This is a genomic window from Geodermatophilus pulveris (assembly GCF_900188375.1).
GTDB lineage: Bacteria > Actinomycetota > Actinomycetes > Mycobacteriales > Geodermatophilaceae > Geodermatophilus > Geodermatophilus pulveris.
Map to the genome: position 1 here is coordinate 30,497 of NZ_FZOO01000005.1, position 24,049 is coordinate 54,545.

23 protein-coding genes, 1 pseudogene and 1 riboswitch are annotated in these 24,049 nt (G+C 75.3%); of the genes and pseudogenes, 19 read left to right on the plus strand and 5 right to left on the minus strand.

Going from position 1 to position 24,049, the window contains the following annotated elements:
• Positions 1–107 precede the first annotated feature (107 nt).
• Together CHB98_RS11575 and CHB98_RS11580 are read right to left on the minus strand one after the other, a co-directional pair.
• On the minus strand, positions 108–758 hold the full coding sequence (locus CHB98_RS11575) for a LuxR C-terminal-related transcriptional regulator (RefSeq protein WP_245821096.1): 651 nt from the start codon (positions 756–758) through the stop codon (positions 108–110).
• A 301-nt stretch (positions 759–1,059) separates the two neighbouring features.
• A complete protein-coding gene (locus CHB98_RS11580; protein ID WP_245821097.1) occupies positions 1,060–1,725 on the minus strand; it encodes a LuxR C-terminal-related transcriptional regulator in 666 nt (221 codons plus the stop codon).
• Between the two features lie 446 nt (positions 1,726–2,171).
• Here CHB98_RS11580 and CHB98_RS11585 point away from each other — a divergent pair, with 446 nt between their 5' ends.
• The 16 genes from CHB98_RS11585 (at position 2,172) to CHB98_RS11660 (ending at position 18,101) form a co-directional block, all read left to right on the plus strand.
• Positions 2,172–2,498, plus strand: a complete 327-nt coding sequence (locus CHB98_RS11585; RefSeq protein ID WP_089305769.1) for a TcmI family type II polyketide cyclase — start codon at positions 2,172–2,174, stop codon at positions 2,496–2,498.
• A 28-nt stretch (positions 2,499–2,526) separates the two neighbouring features.
• Positions 2,527–4,236 (plus strand): acetyl-CoA carboxylase carboxyltransferase subunit alpha, encoded by a 1,710-nt coding sequence (locus tag CHB98_RS11590; protein ID WP_089305770.1) that lies wholly within the window; start codon positions 2,527–2,529, stop codon positions 4,234–4,236.
• Positions 4,233–4,754: an acetyl-CoA carboxylase biotin carboxyl carrier protein gene (accB, locus tag CHB98_RS11595; RefSeq protein WP_245821098.1), complete on the plus strand. Its 522-nt coding sequence runs from the start codon at positions 4,233–4,235 to the stop codon at positions 4,752–4,754. Before CHB98_RS11590 ends, accB begins: the two co-directional genes overlap by 4 nt.
• Entirely contained in the window at positions 4,751–6,271 is a 1,521-nt protein-coding gene (locus CHB98_RS11600; RefSeq protein WP_245821099.1) for an acetyl-CoA carboxylase biotin carboxylase subunit, read from the plus strand. Before accB ends, CHB98_RS11600 begins: the two co-directional genes overlap by 4 nt.
• Positions 6,268–6,495, plus strand: coding sequence for an acyl carrier protein (locus CHB98_RS11605; protein WP_089305771.1), 228 nt, complete (start codon positions 6,268–6,270; stop codon positions 6,493–6,495). Before CHB98_RS11600 ends, CHB98_RS11605 begins: the two co-directional genes overlap by 4 nt.
• A gap of 11 nt (positions 6,496–6,506) precedes the next feature.
• Entirely contained in the window at positions 6,507–7,004 is a 498-nt protein-coding gene (locus CHB98_RS11610) for an SRPBCC family protein (protein ID WP_089305772.1), read from the plus strand.
• A complete protein-coding gene (locus CHB98_RS11615; protein WP_089305773.1) occupies positions 7,001–7,966 on the plus strand; it encodes an ACP S-malonyltransferase in 966 nt (321 codons plus the stop codon). The genes CHB98_RS11610 and CHB98_RS11615 overlap by 4 nt, the downstream gene beginning before the upstream one ends.
• Entirely contained in the window at positions 7,963–8,397 is a 435-nt protein-coding gene (locus tag CHB98_RS11620) for a cupin domain-containing protein (RefSeq protein WP_089305774.1), read from the plus strand. Before CHB98_RS11615 ends, CHB98_RS11620 begins: the two co-directional genes overlap by 4 nt.
• Positions 8,394–9,689, plus strand: a complete 1,296-nt coding sequence (locus CHB98_RS11625) for a beta-ketoacyl-[acyl-carrier-protein] synthase family protein (RefSeq protein ID WP_089305775.1) — start codon at positions 8,394–8,396, stop codon at positions 9,687–9,689. Before CHB98_RS11620 ends, CHB98_RS11625 begins: the two co-directional genes overlap by 4 nt.
• Positions 9,686–11,029 (plus strand): beta-ketoacyl synthase N-terminal-like domain-containing protein, encoded by a 1,344-nt coding sequence (locus tag CHB98_RS11630; RefSeq protein WP_089305776.1) that lies wholly within the window; start codon positions 9,686–9,688, stop codon positions 11,027–11,029. Before CHB98_RS11625 ends, CHB98_RS11630 begins: the two co-directional genes overlap by 4 nt.
• Positions 11,026–11,367, plus strand: coding sequence for an antibiotic biosynthesis monooxygenase family protein (locus CHB98_RS11635; protein ID WP_245821100.1), 342 nt, complete (start codon positions 11,026–11,028; stop codon positions 11,365–11,367). The genes CHB98_RS11630 and CHB98_RS11635 overlap by 4 nt, the downstream gene beginning before the upstream one ends.
• Positions 11,364–14,192, plus strand: a complete 2,829-nt coding sequence (locus CHB98_RS22735; protein ID WP_281251859.1) for an FAD-dependent monooxygenase — start codon at positions 11,364–11,366, stop codon at positions 14,190–14,192. Before CHB98_RS11635 ends, CHB98_RS22735 begins: the two co-directional genes overlap by 4 nt.
• 28 nt (positions 14,193–14,220) lie before the next feature.
• Complete coding sequence (locus tag CHB98_RS11645) at positions 14,221–15,474, plus strand: cytochrome P450 family protein (RefSeq protein ID WP_089305777.1); 1,254 nt, start codon at positions 14,221–14,223, stop codon at positions 15,472–15,474.
• A 37-nt stretch (positions 15,475–15,511) separates the two neighbouring features.
• Positions 15,512–16,222, plus strand: a complete 711-nt coding sequence (locus tag CHB98_RS11650; RefSeq protein ID WP_089305778.1) for a TcmI family type II polyketide cyclase — start codon at positions 15,512–15,514, stop codon at positions 16,220–16,222.
• Complete coding sequence (locus CHB98_RS11655) at positions 16,219–16,650, plus strand: VOC family protein (RefSeq protein ID WP_089305779.1); 432 nt, start codon at positions 16,219–16,221, stop codon at positions 16,648–16,650. Before CHB98_RS11650 ends, CHB98_RS11655 begins: the two co-directional genes overlap by 4 nt.
• Positions 16,651–17,119: 469 nt before the next feature.
• Positions 17,120–17,264, plus strand: a riboswitch (cyclic di-AMP (ydaO/yuaA leader).
• A gap of 264 nt (positions 17,265–17,528) precedes the next feature.
• Positions 17,529–18,101, plus strand: a complete 573-nt coding sequence (locus CHB98_RS11660) for an aggregation-promoting factor C-terminal-like domain-containing protein (protein ID WP_089305780.1) — start codon at positions 17,529–17,531, stop codon at positions 18,099–18,101.
• A 59-nt stretch (positions 18,102–18,160) separates the two neighbouring features.
• On the opposite strand, the pseudogene CHB98_RS11665 reads toward CHB98_RS11660, so the two are convergent.
• Together CHB98_RS11665 and CHB98_RS11670 are read right to left on the minus strand one after the other, a co-directional pair.
• Positions 18,161–18,727, minus strand: a pseudogene (locus CHB98_RS11665) (peroxiredoxin family protein); the annotation flags it as partial.
• Between the two features lie 142 nt (positions 18,728–18,869).
• Positions 18,870–19,859 (minus strand): LLM class flavin-dependent oxidoreductase, encoded by a 990-nt coding sequence (locus tag CHB98_RS11670; protein WP_089305782.1) that lies wholly within the window; start codon positions 19,857–19,859, stop codon positions 18,870–18,872.
• A 132-nt stretch (positions 19,860–19,991) separates the two neighbouring features.
• On the opposite strand from CHB98_RS11670, the gene CHB98_RS11675 reads away from it, so the two are divergent.
• Positions 19,992–21,209: a sensor domain-containing phosphodiesterase gene (locus tag CHB98_RS11675; RefSeq protein ID WP_089305783.1), complete on the plus strand. Its 1,218-nt coding sequence runs from the start codon at positions 19,992–19,994 to the stop codon at positions 21,207–21,209.
• Here the strand turns inward: CHB98_RS11675 and CHB98_RS11680 are convergent.
• Complete coding sequence (locus CHB98_RS11680) at positions 21,158–22,999, minus strand: ABC transporter ATP-binding protein (RefSeq protein ID WP_089305784.1); 1,842 nt, start codon at positions 22,997–22,999, stop codon at positions 21,158–21,160. The genes CHB98_RS11675 and CHB98_RS11680 overlap by 52 nt on opposite strands.
• Before the next feature lie 62 nt (positions 23,000–23,061).
• On the opposite strand from CHB98_RS11680, the gene CHB98_RS11685 reads away from it, so the two are divergent.
• Both CHB98_RS11685 and CHB98_RS11690 read left to right on the plus strand, forming a co-directional pair.
• Positions 23,062–23,478, plus strand: coding sequence for a MarR family winged helix-turn-helix transcriptional regulator (locus tag CHB98_RS11685; protein ID WP_089305785.1), 417 nt, complete (start codon positions 23,062–23,064; stop codon positions 23,476–23,478).
• Positions 23,479–23,616: 138 nt separating this feature from the next.
• Complete coding sequence (locus CHB98_RS11690) at positions 23,617–24,048, plus strand: DUF1707 SHOCT-like domain-containing protein (RefSeq protein WP_179224433.1); 432 nt, start codon at positions 23,617–23,619, stop codon at positions 24,046–24,048.
• Position 24,049: the final 1 nt, after the last annotated feature.

Genomic DNA, 24,049 nt, shown 5'->3' on the forward strand with positions numbered 1-24,049 from the left:
GCGGTGAGGGGCTAGACCATTCCGGCCCACCCCCGTCACCCCGCTCACAGGCAGGACGTCCCTGCCCGCACCGCTCGCAGCTCGCGGCCGGCCCCTGCAGGGGGCCGCTAGGCGGCCGGCGACCGCTCCCGGGTCACCAGGATCGCCAGCTCCGTGCGCGACCGGATGCCCAGCCGGCGCATCGACGCGGTGAGGTGGCTCTTGACCGTGGCCAGGCTGAGGAACAGCCGGCCGGCGATCTCTTCGTTGCTCAGCCCCTGGGCCACCAGCTCGGCGACCTCCCGCTGGCGGTCGGTCAGCCGGTCGAGCGGGCTCAGCACGGGGGCGGACACGGTCAGCGGGTCAGCGGTCAGGTGGCGCACCAGGTGGCTGGTGGCCGCCGGGTCCAGCGCCGCCCCGTTGCGGGCGAGCGCCCGCACGCCGTCCACCAGCCGCTGGGCACCCGACCGACGGGGCAGGAACCCGCGGACCCCCGCCCGGAGCATCTCCACCAGCTCGGGCTCGGAGTCCGTCTCGGGCTCGGCGAGCACGAGCACCGCGGTGTTGCGCTCACACAGCTCGCGCAGCAGCGGCAGGGCGTCGCCGGCGACCAGGCCCTGCCGGACGACGACGACCACGCTGCCCTCCCCCTCGGCGGCCTCCAGGGCCTCGGGCAGGTGCGTGGTCTCGGCGACCACCGCCATGTCGGGTTCGGCCTCCAGCACCACCCGCAGGCCGATGCGGAACACCTCGCGGTCCTCGCAGAGCAGCACGGTCACCAACGTCGTCGGCGTCCGGCAGGCGTGCGGCCGGAGCGGGACCGGCCCGCTTCGGCGAGGTGCGGGCACGGCTGTCGCCGTGCCGTGGTGCGTCGTCGATGTCATGTGTGTTCGTGCGGGTGTGCTGACCTCGTACTGGTCCATGTCGTCCCCCTGCAACCGGCCCGCGTGAACCGGCACCGTCGACACGTGCCCGTCTCCTTCAGGCTGTAGTGACTCTAGCGTCACATTGGTGGTTGGCGCCCAGCAGGCTCCCAGAGAATTCCCAGGGACGTAACCACTCCCTGCGCGGCGGACCGGCTCAGTGGCCCGCCGGCCGGGCCCGGCCGTCGCCCGGCCGGGTGCTCCGGTGCACGTGGATCGCCAGCTGGGTCCGGTCGCGCAGGCCCAGCCGGCGCAGCGCCACCGTGATGTGCCCCTTGACCGTGGGCCGGCTGACCTCCAACCGGGCCGCGATCTCCGCGTTGGTCAGTCCCTCGGCCACGAGCGCGGCCACCGCCTGCTGCCGGGCGGTCAGCGCGCCGTGCGGCGGCTGGTGGCCGTTGCCGTCGGACGACCGCGGACCGCGGTCCAGGCGGTGCAGCAGCTCCCCGGTGACGCTGGCGTCGAGGACGGTCTCGCCCCGCGCCACCGCCCGCACGCACTCGACCAGCCGCTCCGGGCTGACCGTCGTGTGCACGTAGCCGCGCGCGCCCGCCCGCAGCACCTCCACCAGGTCGCTGCCGGCGCCGGCCTCGCCCAGCAGCACCACCCGGACCCCCATGGCGGTCAGCTCCCGCACGAGGTCCTGCAGCACCGGGCCCTGGCCGTCGAGCCCGACCAGGGTGACGTCGGGACGGACGGCGGCGGCCAGCGACAGCGCCTCCCCGACACCTCCGGCCTCGGCCACGACGGACAGGCCGGGGATGCGGCGCAGCACGGTGCGCAGACCGTGCCGCAGGACCTCGTGGTCGTCGCAGATCAGCACCCGGACCGGTGGACAGGAGCCGGAACCCACCGGGCCGTGGCCCGTGTCATCCGGTTCGTCCATGGACCTGCTCCGCTCCTGACCCGGCCTCGGAGGTCACCGGGTCGTCCCGGAAGCTAGGCCCCCACCCGTCCCACCCGCCACACCCGTCTGCAAGGCACCGCGCCGGTGACCGGCGAGTTCATACCCGGGTAGGGGTCCGGTCCGCTCCGCGGCGGGGGGTCCTCCGCCCTCCGACCCGGGTGGACCCTCCTGCGGCAGGGGATGGATGCGCCCTCCGGTGGTGATGCCTGCCACCCCCGACGGTCGGGGCGCAGACCCCCCCGTCCCCGTGGACGTGCCCCCCGGATCGGACCTGCGGCCGATGCCCGGACCCGCCCCGCCGCCCTAGCGTCGGTGTCACCCCCCGAGCCCCCTCCGGGCCGCAGCGACGCTGGGAGTCCCCCGTGCACCAGACCATGATCATCGCCAAGATGGCGCCGACCGACGCGGATGCCGTCGCCGCCGTCTTCGGCCGCTACGACGCCACCTCCATGCCCCACCAGATCGGGGTCCGGCAGCGGTCGCTGTACCGCTTCCACGAGCTGTACGTGCACCTCATCGACTTCGACCGGCCCGCCGACGAGGCCATGAAGATCGCCCAGGCGCTGCCCGAGTTCCGCACCCACAGCGAGGACCTGCGGCCCTACATCGAGGCCTACGACCCCAACTGGCGTTCCCCGCGGGACGCGATGGCCAGCCGCTTCTACCACTGGACGTCGTCCGCGGAATGAGCGAGCTCCGGACGACTGGGAGGCCGTCATGACACGTTCCCCGGTGACCACGGCTGCGGCCGTCCCCGCCGGCCCCGAGCAGGCCGGCTGGGTGTGCTGCCCCGACTGCGGGTGGCTGCTGTACCGCAAGCGCCTGGACCGCAACCTGCACGTCTGCCCCGAGTGCGACCACCACCTGCGGCTGTCCGCGCGGGCCCGCATCGTCCTGCTCGCCGACCCGGGCAGCTTCAGCGAGGTCGCGTTCCAGCCCGGCGCGCCGGACCCGCTGACCTTCACCGACCTGCGCGAGTACCCCGAGCGGCTGGCCGAGGCCGAGCGCCGCTCCGGGGAGACCGAGGCCGTCGTGGTCGGCATCGCCCGCATCGGCGGCGCCGAGACGGTGGTCGCGGTCATGGACTTCGCCTTCCTCGGCGGCAGCATGGGCGTCGAGGTGGGCCGCCGGGTGAGCGGTGCCGCGGAGCTGGCCCTGGAGCGCGGGCTGCCCCTGGTCACCGTGTGCGCCAGCGGCGGTGCCCGCATGCAGGAGGGCGTGTTCTCCCTCTTCCAGATGGCCCGGGTCAGCCAGGCGTTCGGCCGGCTGCGCGAGGCCGGCCTGCTGTCGGTCTGCGTGCTCACCGACCCCACCTACGGCGGCGTGTCGGCGTCCTTCGCCACCCTCGCGTCGGTCCTGGTCGGCGAGCGCGGCGCGCACGTCGGCTTCGCCGGCCCCCGCGTGGTCCAGGAGACCATCCGCGCCGAGCTGCCCGCCGACTTCCAGACCGCCGAGTTCCTCCTCGCCCACGGCCTGGTCGACCGGGTGGAGACCCGCGCCGACCTGCGCCCGCTGCTCATCCGGCTGCTCGCCCTGCACGGCGCCGGCGCCACGCTCGAGGCGGCCACCGCCCGGGACGCCGGGGACACCGCGCCCGACGCGGGGGACGCCGACCCGTGGGACGTCGTCCAGAAGGCGCGCGACGTGGACCGGCCGACGACGCTGGACTACCTGCACACCGCCTTCGACGACTTCGTCGAGCTGCACGGCGACCGGGCCTTCGCCGACGACGCCGCCGTGGTCGGCGGGGTCGCCTCCATCGGCGGGCGCACCGTCGTGGTCATCGGCCAGGAGAAGGGGCACACGGTCCGCGAGCGGGTGGCCCGCAACTTCGGCATGCCGCACCCGGAGGGCTACCGCAAGGCGATGCGGCTGCTCGACCACGCCGAGATCTTCGGGCTGCCGGTCGTGACCCTCGTCGACACCCCCGGGGCGCACCCGGGCCCGGAGGCCGAGCAGCGCGGCCAGTCGCACGCGATCGCCGAGACGATCATGCGCAGCAGCCGGCTGCGGGTCCCGGTCGTCGCCGTGGTCACCGGCGAGGGCGGCAGCGGCGGCGCGCTGGCGCTGTGCACCTCCGACCGGCTGCTGGTGCTGGAGAACGCCTACCTGTCGGTGATCAGCCCCGAGGGCTGCGCGGCCATCCTGTGGCGGACGGCGGTGGCCGCACCGACCGCCGCCCGCGCGATGCGGCTGGGCGCGGCCCACCTGCGGGAGTCCGGCATCGCCACCTCGGTGGTGCCCGAGCCTCCGGGGGGCGCGCACACCGACCCCGGCGAGGCGGCCCGCCTGCTGCGCGCGGCCCTGATCCGCGAGCTCGAGGACGTCTGCCGGCTGGACGTGGCGACCCTGCTGGACACCCGCTCCCGGCGGCTGGACCGCATCGGCGGGGACAGCGGCCGGGTCCTGCAGCCGGTGGAGGGGTGACCGTGTCCCCGAGCGAGCTCTCCCCGCGGATGAGCGCCACTCCCGCCCCGGAGCCGGCCGACGAGGCCCGCGCCCTGCGCGAGGAGGTCGTGAAGCTGGCCTACAGCCTGCCCGGCGGGCTGCGCCGGCTGACCGTGCGCGACGGCGACCGGGCCATCGAGGTCGAGTGGGCCGCCGAGGTCGCGGGAACCGCGGCACCCCCGGCGGCGCCAGGGACCACCACGGCCCGGGACCTCCCCGAGGCGGCACCGGACGCGGACGAGGGGACGACCGCCGTCCGTTCCCCCCTCGTCGGCACCTTCTACGCCGCGCCCTCCCCCGGTGCGGACCCGTTCGTCCGCGTCGGTGACGAGGTCGAGCCCGGCCAGACCGTCGGGATCGTCGAGGCGATGAAGCTGATGAACCCGATCCTGGCCGACGAGGCGGGGGTGGTGGCCGACGTCCTCGTCGGTGACGCCGAGTCCGTCGAGTACGACCAGGTCATCATGCGGCTGAGGCCGTCGGGGCGGGCCCGGTGATCGGCCGCCTGCTCATCGCCAACCGCGGTGAGATCGCCGTCCGGGTCGCCCGCGCCTGCCGCGAGCTCGGCATCGAGGTCGTCGCCGTCTACTCGACCCCCGACCGGCACTCCGCGGTGGTCGACCTGGCCGACGAGGCCGTGCACATCGGGCCGGCCGCCGCGCGGCGCAGCTACCTGCACGTGGCCAACGTCGTCGAGGCGGCGTTGCGCACCGGGGCGGACGCGATCCACCCGGGGTACGGCTTCCTCTCGGAGGACCCGGACTTCGCCGAGATCTGCGCCGCCGAGGGGCTGACCTTCGTCGGCCCGCCGCCGGCGGTGATGCAGCAGATGGGCAACAAGGCGACCGCGCGCCGGCTCATGGCCGAGGCGGGGCTGCCCCTGCTGCCCGGTGTCGTCGAGCCGGTGGGCACCGTCGACGAGGCGCGCTCCATCGCCGCCCGGATCGGCTACCCGGTGATCATCAAGGCGGCCGCCGGCGGCGGCGGGCGCGGGATGACCGTGGTCCGCGACCCCGCCGACCTGGCCGAGGCGTTCACCAGCACCCGGGCCACCGCCCGTGCGGTGTTCCGTGACCCGGCCGTCTACGTCGAGCGGCACCTCGCCGGCGCGCGGCACGTGGAGGTGCAGGTCCTCTGCGACACGCACGGCAACGGCGTGTCCCTGGGCGAGCGGGACTGCTCGCTGCAGCGGCGGCACCAGAAGCTGCTGGAGGAGGGGCCGGCCGGCCACCTCACCCCCGAGCAGCGCGCCGAGCTGGGCCGGCTGGCCGTCCACGGCGCCCTGTCGGTCGGCTACACCGGCGCCGGGACGATGGAGTTCCTCGTCGACGGCTCCGGGTCGGCGTACTTCATGGAGATGAACGCCCGGATCCAGGTCGAGCACCCGGTCACCGAGCTGCTCACCGGCGTGGACCTGGTCCGGGAGCAGATCCTGGTCGCCGCCGGCCGGCGCCTGCAGCTGCGCCAGGAGGACGTCGTCCCGCGGGGCGCGGCCATCGAGTGCCGGATCAACGCCGAGGACCCCACCCGCGGGTTCGCCCCGGCGCCCGGCCGACTCGACGTGCTGCAGGTGCCCGACGGCCCCTGGACCCGCTTCGACACCGGCTACCGGCAGGGCGACACGGTCAGCCCGGACTACGACTCGCTGCTCGGCAAGCTCGTCGTCTGGGCCCCCGACCGGGAGCAGGCCATCCGCCGGATGGACCGCGCCCTGGCCGAGCTGCGGGTCGAGGGCCCCGGGGTGCACACCACCGTCGCCCTGCACCGGGCCCTGCTGCGCGACCCCGACGTCACCGCCGACCGGCACGACGTGCAGTTCCTCGACCGCGCGCTGCCCGGCGTGCTCGCCCGGGCCGCCGCGCTCGCCGACGCCCCGGCCGCCGGCCTCCCCGCCGCCGCCCGCGGCTCGCTGTCCCTCGTCCAGACCCCGGCCACGGACCCGCGGCCGGAGAACACCACACCGGAAGGACCCGAACCGTGCCCGACACGACCTTCACTCTCAGCGACCTCATGAGCCTGCTCTCGGAGAAGGCGGGGCTGCCCGCGACGGCGCACACGACCGACCCGGACGCCCGCTTCGCCGACATCGGCCTGGACTCGCTGGCCTTCCTGTCCATGCAGACCGAGCTGCAGGACCGCTTCGGCACCGAGATGCCCGACGACAGCCCGGACAACTACACCCTCGGTCAGATCGTGGAGCGGGTCGACGCCGCCCAGCGCTCGGCCGGCATGGCCTGAAGGAGGACGACGTGAGCAGCACCCTGGAGCCCGGCACCGAGACCGCCGGGCACACGGAGAACTCGATCTACATCGACGCCGACATCGACCACGTCTGGCGGATGACCAACGACCTGCCGAGCTGGCCGGACCTGTTCACCGAGTACGCCGAGGTGGAGATCCTGGCCTCGACCGACACCTGGTTCCGGTTCCGGCTCAAGATGCACCCCGACGAGAGCGGCCGGGTGTGGAGCTGGGTGTCCGAGCGCGAGCTCGACGAGGCCGCGCGCGAGGTCCGCGCCCGCCGCGTGGAGCCGGGGCCCTTCGAGTTCATGGACATCCGGTGGAACTACGAGCCCGAGGGCTCCGGCACCCGGATGCGCTGGGTCCAGGACTTCCGGATGCGCCCGGAGGCCCCCATCGACACCGAGGGCATGACCAAGCGGATCAACGCCAACAGCAAGATCCAGATGGAGGTCATCAAGGGGAAGGTGGAGGCGGCGGCCGCGGCCGGGGAGCCGGCGACGTGAGCGGGGGCCCGCCCGCCGTCGCCGTCGTCCTGGCCGGCGAGGCGGGCGTCCGTGCCGGCGCGGTCGACGCCTGGCTCGGTGACGAGGCCGCGCGGCAGGTGGTCGACGAGGCCTCCGCCGTCGTCGGCCGCGACGTCGCGACCTGGTGGCGGGACCCGCTGGCGCTCAGCTGCGACACCACGGCGGCGCACGTCGAGGTCGTCGTCAGCGGCGTCGCCGGCTACCGCAGCCTGGTGGCGCGCGGCCTGCGGCCGGTCGTCGTCGCCGGCCACGGGGTGGGCGAGTACGCCGCCCTCGTGGCCACCGGCGCCCTGCCGCTGGACCAGGCCGTCGAGCTGGTCCACTGGCGCGCCGAGCTGCTGTCGCTGTCCCCTCGCCCGTCCTGCGCGGGGATGGCCGCCGTCGTCGGCCCCGGCGCCGCCGAGGTCGCCCGCGCGGTCGTCGTCGACGTCGGCGCCACCGGCACCCTGGCGGTCGCCTCCGTCGACGGCCCGGCCCAGGTGGTGCTCGCCGGCGGCTGCGACGAGCTGGCCCGGGCGCGGGAGGCGGTGCTCGCCGCCGGCCTGGACATGGTCCGGCTGCCCGGGCGCACCGCCTGCCACAGCCCGCTCGTGGCGACGACCGCCCGGCACCTCGCCGCCGCGCTCGCCGACCTCGAGTGGTCCGAGCCCGACGTGCCGGTCGTGCCCAACGCCGACGGCCGGCCCACCCGCGACCCGCAGCAGCTGGCCCAGTGCCTGCGGGCGCACCTGACCTCGACGGTGCAGTGGGAGGCGACCTCCCGCGCGCTGGTCGAGGCCGGGGCGACGGCGGTCGTCGAGGTCGCCGCCGTCCCCGTCCTCGGACCCCTGGTCCGCCAGGTCCACCCCGACCTCCCGGTGCACCTCGCCGCCGGGCCCGGGACCCCGATCCCCACGGAGCACGCCACCGCGGTGCCCGTCCCCACCGGAGGAGAGTCATGACCACCATCCAGCACGCACCGTCGGCGAAGGTGCGCTGCGGCCCGACCGTGCACCGGGCCGACACGCCCCCCAACCGGCGCCGGGGCGGCGACATCCGCGTCCTGCTGTCGCCGGCCAGCGTCGGCTCCACCGCCGGCTTCATGGGCACCCTCACCCTGGAGCCCGGCGAGGTCGTCACCGAGCACTGGCACCCGTACTCCGAGGAGTTCCTCTACTGCCAGGAGGGCGACGTCCTGGTCACCCTGGACGGCGAGGAGCGGCGGCTGACCTCCGAGTCCGCCGTGCACATCCCGATCGGCGTGAAGCACCGCATCGTCAACGACTCCGCGACCACGGCCACCTTCGTGTTCCTCTGCGGCCCGCTGGCCCCGCGGCCGGAGCTCGGCCACGTCGACACCGAGCCGTCGCCGGGCTCGATGGGTGTGCAGTGAGCACCGGTCGACGGCGGGTGGTCATCACCGGGATCGGGGTGGTGGCGCCGGGGTCCATGGGCCGTGAGGGCTTCTGGGACATGATCACCGCCGGCCGGACGGCGACCCGCCGGATCACCTTCTTCGACCCGGCCCGCTTCCGGTCGCAGGTGGCCGCCGAGGTCGACTTCGACGGCCGCAAGCACGGGCTCACCGCCCAGGAGGTGCACCGCAACGACCGCTTCGTGCAGTTCGCGATGGTGGCCGCCGACGAGGCGGTCGCCGACAGCGGGCTGCGCATGGGCGTCGGCGGCGCCCCGGACGCCCCCGAGCCCGAGCGGGTCGGCGTCACCATCGGCAGCGCGGTCGGGGCCACCACCCGGCTGGAGGACGAGTACGTCGACGTCAGCGACGCCGGCAAGCACTGGCTGGTCGACCCGCGCTACGCCTCGCGGTTCCTGCACCAGGCGCTCGTGCCCAGCTGCGCGGCGACCGAGGTGGCCGTGCGCTTCCGGGCGCAGGGCCCGGGGACGGTCGTGTCCACCGGCTGCACGTCGGGCATCGACGCGGTCGGCTACGGCAGCCAGCTGATCGAGGACGGCGACGCCGACGTGGTGATCGCCGGGGCCAGCGACGCGCCCATCTCCCCCATCTCGATGGCCTGCTTCGACACCATCCGGGCGACCACGGGCAACAACGCCGACCCGGAGCACGCCTCCAAGCCCTTCGACGCCCGCCGCGACGGCTTCGTCATGGGCGAGGGGTCGGCGGTCATGGTGCTGGAGGAGCTGGAGCACGCCCAGCGCCGCGGCGCGGAGATCTACTGCGAGGTCACCGGCTACGCCAACCGCTGCAACGCCTTCCACATGACCGGGCTGCGCCCGGACGGCGTGGAGATGTCCGAGGCGCTGGACCAGGCGCTGGCCCAGGGGCGGATCGACGGCAGCGAGGTCGGCTACGTCAACGCCCACGGCTCGGGCACCAAGCAGAACGACCGCCACGAGACCGCCGCGGTCAAGCTCAGCCTCGGCGCGGCCGCCTACAAGGTGCCCATGAGCTCGCTGAAGTCGATGGTCGGCCACTCCCTGGGCGCCATCGGCTCCATCGAGATCGCCGCCACGGCGCTGGCCGTGCAGCGGCAGGTCGTCCCCCCGACGGCCAACTACGAGGTGCCCGACCCCGAGTGCGACCTGGACTACGTGCCCAAGACCGCCCGGGACCACAAGGTCGACGTCGCCGTCTCGGTCGGCAGCGGCTTCGGCGGTTTCCAGTCGGCCATCGTCCTGGCCAAGCCCGATCGGAGGCCCGCATGACCGACTCCACCGTGATCAGCGAGGAGGGCGTGGTCACCGAGGTGGTCGGCCCCGCCCGGGACACCGCCCCGCGGGGCCGGACGATCACCGCCCCCCGGCACGGCACCACCCGGCTGCTGGTCACCGGCATCGGCGTCGTCGCGCCCACCGGCATCGGCGTCGAGGAGCACTGGCAGGCCCTGCTGCGCGGGGAGCTGGCGGTGCGCCCCATCGAGGGCTTCGACGCCAGCCAGTACGGGGTCACCGTCGCCGGGCAGGTCCGCGGCTTCGACGCCGAGCAGTACATCGCGCCCCAGCTCAAGGTGCAGACCGACCGGTGGTCGTGGATGTCGCTCGCCGCGGCCACGCTGGCCGCCGAGGACGCCGGGTACATCCCGCCGGAGGAGGCCTACGCCACCTCGGTGTTCCTCGCCGCGGGCTCCGGCGGCAACGAGTTCAGCCAGCACGAGATCCAGCGGCTGTGGTCCAGGGGCCCGCGGTCGGTGGGCGCCTACCAGTCCATCGCCTGGTTCTACGCGGCCAGCACCGGCCAGGTGTCCATCCGCGACGGCTACAAGGGCCCCTCCGGCGTGGTCGTCAGCGAGGGCGCCGGCGGGCTGGACAGCATCGGCTGGGCGCGGCGGGTCGCCCGCCGCGGCACCCCCGCGGTGCTGGTGGGCGGCACGGAGGCCGGCGTCACGCCGTACGCGCTGCTGTGCCAGGTCACCAGCGGGCGGCTGTCCACCGCGCCGCGTCCGGAGGACGCCTACAAGCCCTTCGACCGGCGGGCCAACGGCCAGGCCATCGGCGAGGGCGGGGCGATCCTGCTGCTGGAGGAGGCCGACGCCGCGGCCGGCCGCGGCGCCCAGCGCATCTGGGGCGAGGTCGTCGGCTACGCCGCCACCCACGACGCCCACCACCACGAGGACCCCGCACCGGACGCCGCCCAGTACACGCGGGCCATCCGGCTGGCGCTGGCCGACGCCGACGTGGCGCCCGGCGAGGTGGGCATGGTCGTCGCCGACGGCGCGGGCATCCCCGAGCTCGACGCGCTCGAGGCGTCCGCGATCACCGCGGTGTTCGGCGAGCGCGGCGTGCCGGTGACGGCCCCGTCGAGCTGGACCGGGCGGCTGATGGCCGGCGGGTCGGCGCTCAACGTGGCGACCGCCCTGCTGGCGATGCGTGACGGGCTGGTGCCGCCCACCGGCAACGTCGAGGAGCCGGTGGAGGAGTACGGGCTGGACCTGGTGCGCGAGACGCGGCAGCAGGAGCTGGACGTCGTCGTCGTCCTCGCCCGCGGCTTCGGCGGCTTCAACAGCGCCCTGGTGCTGCGCCGGCACCGCCCGGAGGTGGGGGCGTGACCGAGCCGGGGACCGCGGTGCGCACGATCCTGCGGATGCGCACCCGGGAGGGCTGCGAGGCGGAGTTCGAGGCGGCCTGGCGCCGGGCCGCCGAGGAGATCAGCCGGGTCCCCGGCAACCGGCAGCAGGAGCTGATCCGGGACGCCGACGACCCGCGCACGTTCCTCATCACCAGCGACTGGACCGACCGGGCCGCGGTCGACGCGTTCGGCCGCAGCAGCGCCCGGGAGACCCTCACCGAGGCGCTGCGCGACCTGCGCGAGGACGCGGCCCGCAACACCTACGAGGTGCTGGCGGTCGTCCCGGGCGGGCAGGGCCCGGAGGAGGGGACGTCGTGACGGTGCCCGGGGGCGGCGGCCGGGCGGCCGTGCGGACGATGCTGCGGATGCAGGCCCGCGAGGGCTGCGAGGCGCAGTTCGAGGCCGCCTGGCACCGGGCCGCCGCCGAGATCAGCCGGGTGCCCGGCAACGTGCGTCAGGAGCTGATGCGCGACGAGGGCGACCCGCGCTGGTTCGCCATCGTCAGCGACTGGACCGACCGGGCGTCGGTGGACGCCTTCGGGCGCAGCGCCGCCCGCGAGGCGCTCACCGAGTCGCTGCGCGACCTGCGCGAGGACGCCACCCGATCGACGTTCACCGTGCTGGCCACGGTCGACGCCGCCGAGCAGCCCCGGCCGGTCCGCATCGACTTCTCCACCAGCGTCAAGCCCGGGGAGCAGGAGGCCTTCGAGCGGGCCTACCGGACGGTCACCGAGCGGATCGGGGACGCCCGCGGGTACGTGCGGGAGGAGCTGCTGCGCGACGCCGCCGGCCTGCGGTACCACATCTTCGCGGAGTGGGAGTCCGAGGACGACTTCGTGCAGTGGGTCGAGGACCCCTCCCACATGGCGGCCGGCGCCCCGCTGGCCCGGTGGCACTCCGTGGAGTTCCGCCGCGAGGTGCTGGAGATCCGCCGGCGCCCGGACGCCGACACCGACTTCCCGTCCCTGGCCTCGCCCGGCGGGGACGTCGAGGTGGACCGGGTGCGCATCGACACCGCCGTCGCCGTCGAGCCCTGGGAGGCCGAGGCCTTCGAGCTGGCCTACCTCGCCGCCGCGCAGCTGGCCCGCAGCGTCCCCGGGCACGCCCGCGAGGAGCTGCTGCGCGAGCCCGACGGGCGGCGCTACCACGTCGTCGCCGAGTGGGACTCCGAGCAGCAGTTCACCGACTGGGCGGCCGAGCCGGCGAACTGGTCGGCGGGGCCGCTGGGCCGCTGGCTGGCGCGCGGTGAGGACCGCCGGGTGTTCGCGCTGCGCGTGCGGCCGGTGCCCCCGTCGGTCGCCGCAGCCGCCGCGTCGGCCGCACCGCCGCCCCCGCTCGTCCCCGAGGGCGTGCCCGCCACCCCCGAGCCGGACCTGGAGCTGGTGGCCGGGCAGCCGGTGACGGTGCCCAGCGCCAGCGTCCAGGAGTTCGTGGGCAAGCCGGAGGACACGCCCGCCACGGCAACGGTGGTCCTCGACGCCGCGGACGTCGCCGCGCGGCCCGGCCGGCCGGCCGAGGTGCTCGTCGTCGGCGCCGGGCCCGCGGGCCTCACCCACGCCATCGAGCTGGCCCGCCGCGGCGTCGCCGTCCGCGTCGTGGACAAGCGGCCCCAGGCGTCCACCCAGGCGGACAAGGCGATCGGCATCCACTGCCGGACGATGGAGATCTGGGAGGACCAGGGCATCGTCACCGAGGCGATGGACGCCGGCATCTGGCTGCACGGGCAGACGGTGTTCGTCAACGGCGTGCAGACCCACCAGGTCGACTGGTCCGGCCTCGACGAGCTGCCCTACGCCCACCTGGGGCTGCCGCAGTACGACACCGAGCGCCTCCTCACCGGGCGGCTGGCCTCGCTCGGCGTCCAAGTGGAGCGCGGCGTCGAGCTGGCCGCCTTCGGCCAGGACGACGAGGGCGTCACCGCGCAGCTGAGGCACGCGTCCGGGGAGGTGGAGACCACCCGCGCGCAGTACCTGGTCGGCTGCGACGGCGCGCACAGCGCCGTCCGCGCCGGGCTGGGCCTGCAGTTCGAGGGCGGGCTGTCGATGTTCCCGCAGCTGTTCATGCTCGGGGACGTCGACGTCGACTGGGACCTGCCGGCCGGCCACCTGGTCCGCTTCGTGCGCATCGAGAACGAGGACGACTTCACCGGGATGCTCGTCTGCGTCCCGCTCAAGGGCCGCAACCGCTACCGGATCGCCACGCTGGCGCCGCAGAAGTGGCAGGACGCGGTCGGCACCGGCGTCGTCCCGGCGGGGTTCTGGCAGGAGTACGAGCCGCCCACGCTGGCCGACGTGCAGGCCGCGATCGACGACCAGGGCCCGCCCGGGACGACGGCCAGCAACCTGCGCTGGTCGTCGATCTTCCGGATCAAGCACGGCATCGTCGACCGCTACCGCGAGGGGCGGGTCTTCGTCGCCGGCGACGCGGCGCACCTGCACCCGCCGGCCGGCGGGCAGGGCATGAACACCGGCATCCAGGACGCCTGGAACCTCGGCTGGAAGCTCGCCCTCACCGTCCGCGGGCTGGCCGCCCCCGGGCTGCTGGACAGCTACGAGGCCGAGCGCCGCCCGGCCGGGAAGATGATCGTGGACCGGGCGGTGTCCATCGCGTTCACCGACGAGATGGACATGGAGGACGAGAAGGCCCAGTTCCTGCTCGAGATGCAGATGACCATGAACTACGCCGGCAGCCCGCTGGTCGGGGAGACGCCCGGCTTCACCGCCGGCCCCGAGCCCGGCCACCGGGCGCCGGACGTGCAGGGCCTGCGGCGCTTCGGCGTGGCCCACCCGCTGCGGCTGTTCGACCTGACCCGCGGCACCCGGTCCACGCTGCTCCTGCACGCCGACGCCGACGTGTCCGAGGAGCAGCTGCTCGCCCTGGAGAAGCTGGCCGTGGGCGTGCGCCAGTACAGCCGCGGCGAGGTCGACCCCTACCTGGTGGCCGACCCCGACGCGCGCGTGCCGCTGCTGGTCGACCTGCCGGTGGTCCGTGACGCGGACCGGTCCTTCGCCGTCGCCTACGGCACCGCCGGTGCCGCGACGGCCGCCTACCTGGTCCGCCCCGACGGGCACGTCGGCTTCCGCACCCGGCCGGTGAGCGAGGCCGCGCTGATGGACCACCTCGCCGGCGTCTTCGCCCAGTGACCCCCCTCCCCGACCCCCTGGAGACGACATGACCCAGACCGCACCGCCCGCGAGCGACGACGTCGTCCCCGGCGCGGAGATCTACACCCCCGAGTTCCGGGCCGACCCCTACCCCGTCTACGCCCGGCTGCGCGCCGAGCGCCCCGTGGTCAAGGTGCGCACGCCGCGGTTCGACTCCTTCCTGGTCACCCGCTACGAGGACGCCCGGCAGGCGCTGTCGGACGCGCGGCTGTCCAAGGACCTGTACCGCGCCGGCGACACCTACCTGGCGGTGTTCGGCGAGAAGGCGCGGCAGATCAACACCAACATGCTCAACTCCGACCCGCCCGAGCACAGCCGGCTGCGGCGGCTGGTGACTCAGGCGTTCACCCCGCGGCGGATCGAGGCCATGCGCCCCCGGGTGGAGGAGATCGTCGAGGGCCTGCTCGACCGGATGGCCCCCACGGGGCGGTGCGAGTTCGTCGACGAGTTCGCCCTGCGGCTGCCGCTGGCCGTCATCGGCGACCTGCTCGGCATCCCCGAGTCCGACCACGAGGAGATCCTGGCCGGCACGCAGGTCATCCGGACCGTCGGCACCGGCGGGCGCAGCCCCCAGGAGGACCGGGCGGCCATCGGTCAGGCCCAGGAGCGGCTGCACGCCTACTTCACCGGCCTGGTGGCGGCCAAGCGCGCCCGGCCCGGCGAGGACCTGGTCAGCGCGCTGATCACCGCCCGCGACGGCGACGGCCGGCTCTCGGAGGCCGAGCTGGTCTCCACCTGCTTCCTGCTGCTGTTCGCCGGCTACCAGACGACCTCGGACTTCCTCGGCAACGCCATCGTGGCGCTGCTGACCCACCCCGAGGAGATGGCCGAGCTGCTGGCCGACCTCGACCGGGTGCCCGACGCGGTGGAGGAGCTGCTGCGCTTCGACGGCTCGGTGCCGGTCTCCAGCTTCCGGTTCGCCACCGAGGACCTGCAGATCGGTGGCGTCACCGTCCCCGCGGGGTCGATCGTCACGATCGTGCTCAGCTCGGCCAACCACGACCCGGCCCTCGTCGACGACCCGGACGCCCTGGACCTCAGCCGCGGCGACACCCCGCACATGGCCTTCGGCCACGGCGTCCACTACTGCCTGGGCACCGCCCTGGCCCGGCTGGAGGCGACGACGGCGCTGCGGCGGATCCTCGTCCGCCTGCCCGACCTGCAGCTCGACGTCCCCGTCGAGGACCTGCAGTGGCTGCCGGCCGCCTCGGCCTTCCGCGGGCTGCTCGAGCTCCCGCTCCGCTACACCCCCACCCCCTGACCCGGCACCCGTCCCTTCCACCCGCAGAGGAGCAGTCATGACCTGGCGCCCGTTCCGCAATGTGATCGTCTGCCACATGGTCCCCGGCAGCGAGGACAAGGTCGGCCCCGTCTTCGGCCAGTTCGACCCGACCACCCGGCCGCAGGACCTCGGCGTCGTCGGCCGGATGCTGCTGTCGTACGAGGACCTCTACATCCACGTCATCGAGCGCAAGGAGGACCCGGAGATCTCCGGCCAGCGCCGGGGGCTCCCGGCGTTCCAGCAGATCGCCGAGGCCATCGCCCCGTACGTGACGCCGTACCCGAGCTACTGGCAGAACCCGTCGCACTCGGTGGCCAAGCAGTTCTACGAGTGGCTGCCCGAGGGCGACGTGCCCGAGGACCGGGAGCTGACCGTCATCGTGCAGCGGATGAAGCCGGGCTCGGAGGCCGACATCGCCCGGGTGTTCGCCGAGTCCGACGCCACCGGCCTGCCGACCGAGACCGGCGTGACCGGCCGCTGGCTGTACGGGATCGAGGACTGCTTCGTGCACCTGCTCGAGCAGGACGCGGCGAAGGCGGCCGCCGTCCGGGCCGACCACGAGTCGAACGCGCCGGCACCGGCGTTCATCAAGGTCATGGAGGCCCTGCGCCCGTACGTCAGCCCGTACCGGCCGGAGACCTGGCAGAGCCCCAAGGACTCGGTCGCGCACGTGTTCTACCGCTGGCAGGCCGAGGACTGGCATCCCGAGCTCGAGGCCGCCCGATGAGCCTGCGCGGGTTCAACGCGCTCATGTTCCTGGTGGACGACGTGGCCGCGGCCACCGAGTGGTACACCGAGTTCCTGGGCGCCCCGCCGGTGTTCACCCGCCCCGGGCGGGGCGGGCGGACGATCTACGCCAAGTTCGCCGTCGGGGAGGACCAGCACGAGCTTGCCCTGGCGGACAGCAGTCGCGCCCCGGAGGGCCGGCCCGCCGGGCCTGGCGGCGCGGTCGTGCACTGGTCGGTCGACGACGTGGAGGCGACGCTGGCCCGCCTCACGTCGATGGGCGCCCGGGAGTACGTGCCGGTCACCCCGCACGGCCCGTTCGTGACGGCGATCGTCGTCGACCCGTTCGGCAACCTGCTCGGCCTGCACGGGGTCCTCGCCACCCCGCACTACAGCGACGAGGACCTCGCGCCCGCGCGGACCAGCTGACCGCCGCCGACCGGCCCGGGGTGCCCCCCGGGCCGGTCGCCGGGCTCGGTCAGGACGGCCGGACGCCCAGCGTGGCGTCCGGGCCCGTGTACCGGAGGGGCTGCTCCTGCGCGGCCACCTCGTCGATCCGCGCGGCCTGCGGGGCCCGGCCACCACCCCCGCCCGGACGTCGTCTCCCGCACGCCGGAGGGTCTCCCGCCCACCCTGCTGCTGCCCGCCACCCCGCGCCACGCGCCCGACCCGCTCACCCGCGCCTACGAGGACGTCGCCCTCGCCGTCGCGGCCGAGGCAGCACGGTCACCGGCCCGGTCCGTCGCGGACGGTGAGGCGGTGAGCGCGCATCCGGGCGTGTCGTCGGCCTGTCGGCCGACGGACTCGACAGGTCTGGGCCCAGCGATTGTCACGGATTGGTCACGGCCCTACGTTCTGGGCGTCCGGCAGGTCGTCCGCTCCCGCCCGGGGGGCGCCGTGCCGGATGCCGCCGAGTCGCACACGCGAGCCGGGGACCCACCTGTACCACCGGGGTGAGTCCCGCTCCCGGACACCCGGGAGCGGGTAGGGCACTCCCAGCCCGAACCCGTCAGCTGACCTGGTAGGCGGCCAGGGGAGAACGGAGCACCACTGCGCGCGGGCCCTCAGCGCCCGCGCCCCCAGGTCCGGGACCGTCGCGCTCCCGCCTGCCCTCACACCAGGACCCCGCCGTCGCACGGCACCCCGCAGCCGGATCGAGCCCGACGTCCGGCCGGTGCCGCGCGCCCGGCCGCCGATCCCTGCCCGTCCGGCCTCGAGCCACGACTCCCCCGTCCGACCCGCTACCCCGCGCCGTCGGCCGTCGACGCGCGCGTCCACGCGAACCGCACCCCCAGGAGAACTGCCCGATGCACGCACGCAGCAGCACCCGCCGCGCCCTGCACCTGCTCACCGCCGCGGGCGCCATGACCGTCGCGCTGACCTTCACCGGCCAGGCTGTCGCCCAGGCCGCCCCGGGCGACTCCGGCCCAGGTTGGAACGGTGACCGGTCCGACGGGGACCGGCAGCGGTGGGACCGCGACGACGCGGCCGACGCCGCGGCGCCCGCCGCCGAGGCCCCCGCTCCGGCACCCGCCCCGGCACCCGCCCCCGCCCCCGCACCTGCTCCCGCACCGGCCCCCGCCGCCACGGGGGAGCAGGCCTACAAGGACTACGCCGCCGGCCAGGTCGGCGACGCCGCCCAGTTCGACTGCCTCGACGCGCTGTGGGAGGCGGAGAGCGGCTGGAACCCGAACGCGCAGAACCCGACCAGCACGGCCTACGGGATCGCCCAGTTCCTCGACTCGACCTGGGCGGGCACCGGCATCGCCAAGACGTCGGACCCGTACCGGCAGATCGACGCCGGCCTGGTCTACATCGAGAACCGCTACGGCAGCCCCTGCGCGGCCTGGTCCTTCCACGAGGCCAACAACTGGTACTGAGCACCGGCCGCTGACCGGCCGCCCGTGCCCCGACCCGGGGCACGGGCGGCCGGCGGCGGCTACTGCCGGCCGGGCGGGTGCTCGGCGCGCCAGGCGTCGAAGGCGTCCAGGAAGGACGTCGCCATCGCCGTCTCCTGCTGCACCTCGTGGCGGTCCCGCTCGTCCACCATCCGGCCGGCCAGCGCCGTGGTGTTCATCTTGATCGCCCGGAAGTAGGAGATGAACCGCTCCGGGGTGAAGGCCCGCTCGGACGGCTCCGGGCGCACCCCCTCGGGGCGCCACGGCGCCGGGTCCGGCAGGGCGGGCAGCCCCAGCCCCTCCAGAGCGGCGAGCACCGGCTCGTCGTCCGGCCGGTCGGTGAAGTCCCGCGACAGCTCGCGGAACACCTCCCGCCCGTCCGGGGCGAGGGCCAGCACCACCGGCCGGAAGATCGACGCATCGTCGTCCCACGCCGCCAGCGGGCGGGCCAGCCGGGTGCCGTCGGGGTCGCTCACCCAGCGGAACGGCAGGTGCCAGGTCTCGTCCATCGCCAGCTGGACCTCCGGCGGGTCGACCGAGGCGAGCACGACCTCCGTGCCGGCTGCGCTCAGCCGGGGCAGCTCCTGGGCCAGGCGGACCGCCTGGGCGCAGCAGTAGGGCTACCAGTCGCCCCGGAGGCCGACCAGGAGGAGGGCGGCACGATCGTCGGTGCGCAGGGCCAGCAGGTCGGAGGTGTCCATCTCCCGACCGTAGGCAGGCCGCCCGCCGTCCGCAGGGCGAGCCGGGTCCTCAGGCGGGGACGGCGGCCATCCCCTCCGCGGTGAGCTCCACCGACCGCAGCCGGCCCTCCACGCCCGGGACCTGGTGGGCCACGATCAGCTCGTCGGCGCCGGCCTCCGCCGCGAAGGCGGTGAGGTGGTCCCGCACCTCGCCTGCGGTGCCGACGGCGGTGTGGGTCAGCATGGTGTCCACGTGCGCCCCGGCGCCGCCGTCGAGCAGCAGCTGCGCCTCGTCGTCCGACAGCGGGCGGCCGCGGCCGAACAGGCCCACCGCCAGCCGGCGACGGGCGGCGGCGAACGCCTCCTGCGCGGCCTCGCGGGTGTCGGCGGCCACCGCGTTGACGCCGGCCAGCACGTACGGGCGGTCCAGCTGCGCCGACGGCCGGAACTCGCGCCGGTAGGCCTCCACCGCCGGGCGCAGCATGGCCGGCGCGAAGTGCGAGGCGAACGCGTAGGGCAGGCCCAGCGCGGCGGCCAGCGTCGCTCCGAACGTCGAGGACCCGAGGATGTACAGCGGGACGTGCGAGCCCCGGCCGGGGACCGCGTGGACGCCGGGCACCCGCGTCTCGCCGGTGAGGTAGCCCTGCAGCTCCTGCACGTCCTGCGGGAAGCGGTCCGCCGAGCGCGGGTCGCGGCGCAGCGCGTACATCGTGTTCTGGTCCGAGCCCGGCGCCCGGCCCAGGCCCAGGTCGATCCGGCCCGGGTGGGCGGCCTCCAGGGTGCCGAACTGCTCGGCGACGGTCAGCGGCGAGTGGTTGGGCAGCATGACGCCGCCGGCGCCGAGCCGGATCGTCGAGGTGTGCGCGCCGACGTGCGCGATGAGCACGCTGGTCGCCGAGGAGGCGATCGTCGGCATGTTGTGGTGCTCGGCGTACCAGACCCGGCGGTAGCCGCTGGCCTCCGCCCGGCGGGCCAGCGCGACGCTGGCGGCGATGCTGTCGGCGGGCGTCTGGCCCCGCGAGATGGGCGCCAGGTCGAGGACGGACAACGGGATGGGCACGGGCACGACCTCTCTGCTGGTGTCACCGGGGCAACCACGTCCGGCCCGGTGTCCTTCCCCCTGGCGGGTGAGGCGGGCTCCAGTCCCGGGCCCGGCCGCTCGATGACCGTCGAGGACGAGAGGAGGCCGCCCGTGCGCACGGAGCGAACGGCTGCCGAGCAGCAGATCGCCGACCTGCTGGGGACGGCGAGGAGGTCGCTGGACCTGAGCGTCGCCTTCCTCAGCCGGCTGGACGGCACGACCCAGCACCTGGAGGTGGTGGAGTCCTCCGTGCCGTTCATCCGGGACGGCGCGACCCAGCGGCAGGACACCTCGTTCTGCCAGGCGATCCTCGACGGCCGGCTGCCCACCGTCATCCCCGACGTGAAGCGGGAGCCGGTGGCGATGGCGCTGCCCGCGGCGCGCATCCCGCGCATCCGCAGCTACGTCTCCGCTCCTGTGACGCTCAGCGACGGCAGCCTGTACGGCACCTTCTGCGCGTTCGGCTTCACCTCCGACAAGGAGCTCGGCAAGCGCGACGAGGCCCTCATGCAGGTCCTCGCCTCCGCGGCCGCGGTCGTCGTCGAGCCCGAGGTCCGCGCCCAGGAGCGGCGCACCGAGATCGAGGACCGGCTCGGTCGGGTCGCCGCCGAAGGCGGCCCCCTCGTCGTCCTGCAGCCCATCGTCGACCTCGCCACCGGCCGCCGCGTGGGCGCCGAGGCGCTGTCCCGCTTCCCGGCCGACTGGGAACGCACGCCCGACGTCGTCTTCGCCGAGGCGCACAGCATCGGGCTGGGCCACGAGCTGGAGCTGCAGGCCCTCGCCGGCGCCGCCGCGCACCTGGACCGGGTCGACGGCTACGTCGCCATGAACGTCTCCCCCGCCACGCTGCTCACCCCCGGGTGCACGCGGCTGCTGGGCGCCCTGCCGCTGGACCGGGTCGTGCTCGAGCTCACCGAGCACGACGCGGTGGAGGACTACGACGCGCTCGCGGCCGTCCTCACGCCGTTCCGGGCCGCCGGGCTGCGGCTGGCGATCGACGACGTCGGCGCGGGCTTCTCCTCGCTGCGGCACATCGTGACCACCGCCCCCGACGTCATCAAGCTCGACCGCAGCATCGCCAGCGGCGTCGCCACCGACCGGGTGCTGGCCGCGCTGGTGGGCTCGATGGTCGCCTTCGCCCACGGCTCGGGCGCCCGGGTCGTCGCCGAGGGCGTGGAGACGGCGGCGGACGCCGCCGCGCTGGGTGCCCTGGGTGTCGACCTCGGCCAGGGCTGGTTCTTCGGCCGGCCCGGCCCGCCCGAGGCGCTCGGGCCGGTTCACGCGGCCAGCGCGGGCTCCCGGTCGCCGGCGGCCACCAGCGCGGCGTAGCGGCCGCCCCGGGCGACCAGCTCGGCGTGCGTGCCGCTCTCCACGACCCGGCCGGCGTCCAGGACGGCGATCCGGTCGGCGTGCCGCACGGTGGACAGCCGGTGGGCGATGGTGATCGTCGTCCGGCCCCGGGCGGCCTCGTCCAGCGCGGCCTGCACCGCCCGCTCGGTGCCGGTGTCCAGCGCGCTGGTGGCCTCGTCGAGCACGAGCACCCGCGGGTCGCGCAGCAGCGTGCGGGCGATCGCCAGCCGCTGCTTCTCCCCGCCGGAGAACCGGTGCCCGCGGGCGCCGACGACGGTGTCGTAGCCGTCGGGCAGGGCCGCGACCACGTCGTGCACCTGCGCGCGGCGGGCGGCGTCCTCGATCTCGGCGTCGGTCGCGCCGGGCCGCGCGTGCCGCAGGTTCTCCCGCACGGTGGTGTGCAGCAGGTAGGTCTCCTGCGAGACCACGCCGACCACCCGCGACAGCGTGTCCAGCGACAGGTCGCGCAGGTCGACGCCGTCCACGGTGACCCGGCCGGCGGTGGGGTCGGCCAGCCGGGCGACCAGCGAGGCCAGCGTGCTCTTGCCCGAGCCGGTGCGGCCGACCAGCGCCAGCGTCGCCCCGGCGGGGACGGCGAGGTCGACGCCGTCCAGCGCCGGCCGGTGCCCGTCGGGGTAGGTGAACGAGACACCCTCCAGGAGCACGTCGCCGCGGACGCCGGCCGGGTCCAGCGGCACCGGGTCGGCCGGGTCGTCCACCTCCACGGGCAGGTCGAGGTACTCGAACACCCGGCTGAACAGCGCCATCGAGGCGGTCACCTGCACGCCGACGTCCAGCAGGCCCATGAGCGGGCGGAACAGCGTGCCCTGCAGCGCGGTGAAGGCGACCAGCGTGCCGATGGTCATGCCGCCGGAGGTCGCCGGCAGCCCCGCGGCGAGGTAGATCAGCGCCGGGATGCCGGCGAAGACGATGCTCATCGTGGCCATCCGCCAGCGGCCGGCGAGCTGGGCGCGCACCTCCAGGCCGACCAGGTCCTGCGAGGTGTCGGCGAACCGCCGCGACTGGGCCGGCCCGGCGCCGAGGGTCTTGCCGAGCAGCACGCCGCTGACGGACAACCCCTCCTCGACCTGGGCGTGCAGGTCGGCCAGGTGCCGCTGGCGCTGCGCGGTGACCGCGCGGCGCATCCGGGCCACCCTGCGGGTCAGCAGCACCGCGGGCGGCAGGACGACCAGCGAGAGCAGCGACAGCCGCCAGGACAGCGCGACCATCGCCGCGATCGTGCCGACGACGGTGGTCGCGTTCGAGGCCAGCGACGTGGCCGTGGAGGTCACCACCGACTGCATGCCGGAGATGTCGTGGGTGAGCCGCGACTGCACCTCCCCGCCCCGCGTGCGGGTGAAGAAGCCCAGCGACTGGCGCTGCAGGTGGCCGAACACGGAGGTCCGCAGGCCGTGCATGACCCGCTGGCCGACGGTCGTGGACAGCCAGGTCTGCACCACGCCGAGGACGGCGGTGGTCGCGGTGACGGCGAGCATGCCGAGGACGGCCCACACCAGCAGCCGCACGTCCTGCCGCGGCAGCGCCTCGTCGATGACCAGCCGGACGAGGAACGGCGTCGCCAGCGCCACCACGGAGGAGACGACGATGAGCGCGACCACCACGGCGACCTGCCGGCGGAAGGGCCCGAACAGCGCGGTCACCCGGCGCAGCGCCACGGGGTGGCGCTCGAGCTGGGCGCGGTCGGCCGGGTCGGCCCGCTGTCCTGAGCGGCCGCTGCCCGGTCCCCTGGTGTCGCCGATGCCGACCACCTCCTGGTCCTGAGGTTACCTCACGGTGAGGCAGCCGCACGGTCGCGGCTACGATCCCCGGCATGCCGGACGACCCCGAGGCCCTGGGCGAGCTGCTCGTGCGGGTCGCCCGCGGGCAGCGCCGGCGGTGGCGGGAGGCGCTGGCACCGTGGGAGCTGTCCCCGCATCACGCCCGGGGGCTGCGGGTGGTCACCGACCGGGCCGGCACCCGGCTGTCCGACCTCGCCGAGGCGCTGCACATCGCGCCGCGCTCGGCCACCGAGGTCGCCGACGCGCTGCAGGCCCGCGGCCTGGTCCAGCGGGCGCCGGACCCCACCGACCGGCGCGCCGTGGTGCTGACCGCGACCGACGAGGGCCGCCGGGTGCAGGCGGAGATCGCCGGGGCCCGGGCGGCCGACACCCGGGACCTGTTCGCCCGCCTGGACGCCGCCGACCGCGCGACGCTGGCCCGCATCCTGCGCACCCTCGCCGACGACTGACGGAGGACCACTCGTCCCCCCACGCCTCGCGGGCTCGGCGCGGGTCCCTGACGAGTGGCCGCCCCCGGTGCGGCTCCGCTGCACCCGTCCGCGCGAGGCACCTCCCGCGGCGCCCGGCCGTGCGCCACGATCGGAGACGTGATCGAGCCGTTGCACCCCGACCAGCTGCGCGTGTCCGACCCGGAGCGGGCCGCCGTGCAGGAGAGGCTCCGCCGCGCCGTCGGGGCCGGCCAGCTGGACCTGGACGAGTTCGACACCCGGGTGCGGTCGGTGTGGGCGTCGCGCACCCGCGGCGAGCTGGCCCGGGTCACCCGGGACCTGCCCGAGCCGCCGCCGGACCCTCCGCCCCCGCCGCCGCCGGGCCGCCGGTTCTCCGACGACGACGCCGGCACCACGATGCGGGTGCTGGCGATCGTCTGGGCGAGCATCGCCACGGTCAACCTCGTGGTCTGGGGACTGGTCTCGGTCACCGCCGACGGGGACGTGTACCCGTGGCCGATCTGGCTGTCGGTCCCCGGGGCGGTGCTGCTCGTCCTCTACGCCGCCGGCGTCGGCCGGCCGCGGCGCTGAG

Bases quoted from the DNA above. Each gene is read 5' to 3' on its own strand.
- CHB98_RS11630 (WP_089305776.1), top strand. From the start codon at position 9,686: ATGACCGACTCCACCGTGATCAGCGAGGAGGGCGTGGTCACCGAGGTG.
- CHB98_RS11645 (WP_089305777.1), top strand. From the start codon at position 14,221: ATGACCCAGACCGCACCGCCCGCGAGCGACGACGTCGTCCCCGGCGCG.
- CHB98_RS11655 (WP_089305779.1), top strand. From the start codon at position 16,219: ATGAGCCTGCGCGGGTTCAACGCGCTCATGTTCCTGGTGGACGACGTG.
- CHB98_RS11590 (WP_089305770.1), top strand. From the start codon at position 2,527: ATGACACGTTCCCCGGTGACCACGGCTGCGGCCGTCCCCGCCGGCCCC.
- CHB98_RS11620 (WP_089305774.1), top strand. From the start codon at position 7,963: ATGACCACCATCCAGCACGCACCGTCGGCGAAGGTGCGCTGCGGCCCG.
- CHB98_RS11605 (WP_089305771.1), top strand. From the start codon at position 6,268: ATGAGCCTGCTCTCGGAGAAGGCGGGGCTGCCCGCGACGGCGCACACG.
- CHB98_RS11685 (WP_089305785.1), top strand. From the start codon at position 23,062: ATGCCGGACGACCCCGAGGCCCTGGGCGAGCTGCTCGTGCGGGTCGCC.
- CHB98_RS11650 (WP_089305778.1), top strand. From the start codon at position 15,512: ATGACCTGGCGCCCGTTCCGCAATGTGATCGTCTGCCACATGGTCCCC.
- CHB98_RS11660 (WP_089305780.1), top strand. From the start codon at position 17,529: ATGCACGCACGCAGCAGCACCCGCCGCGCCCTGCACCTGCTCACCGCC.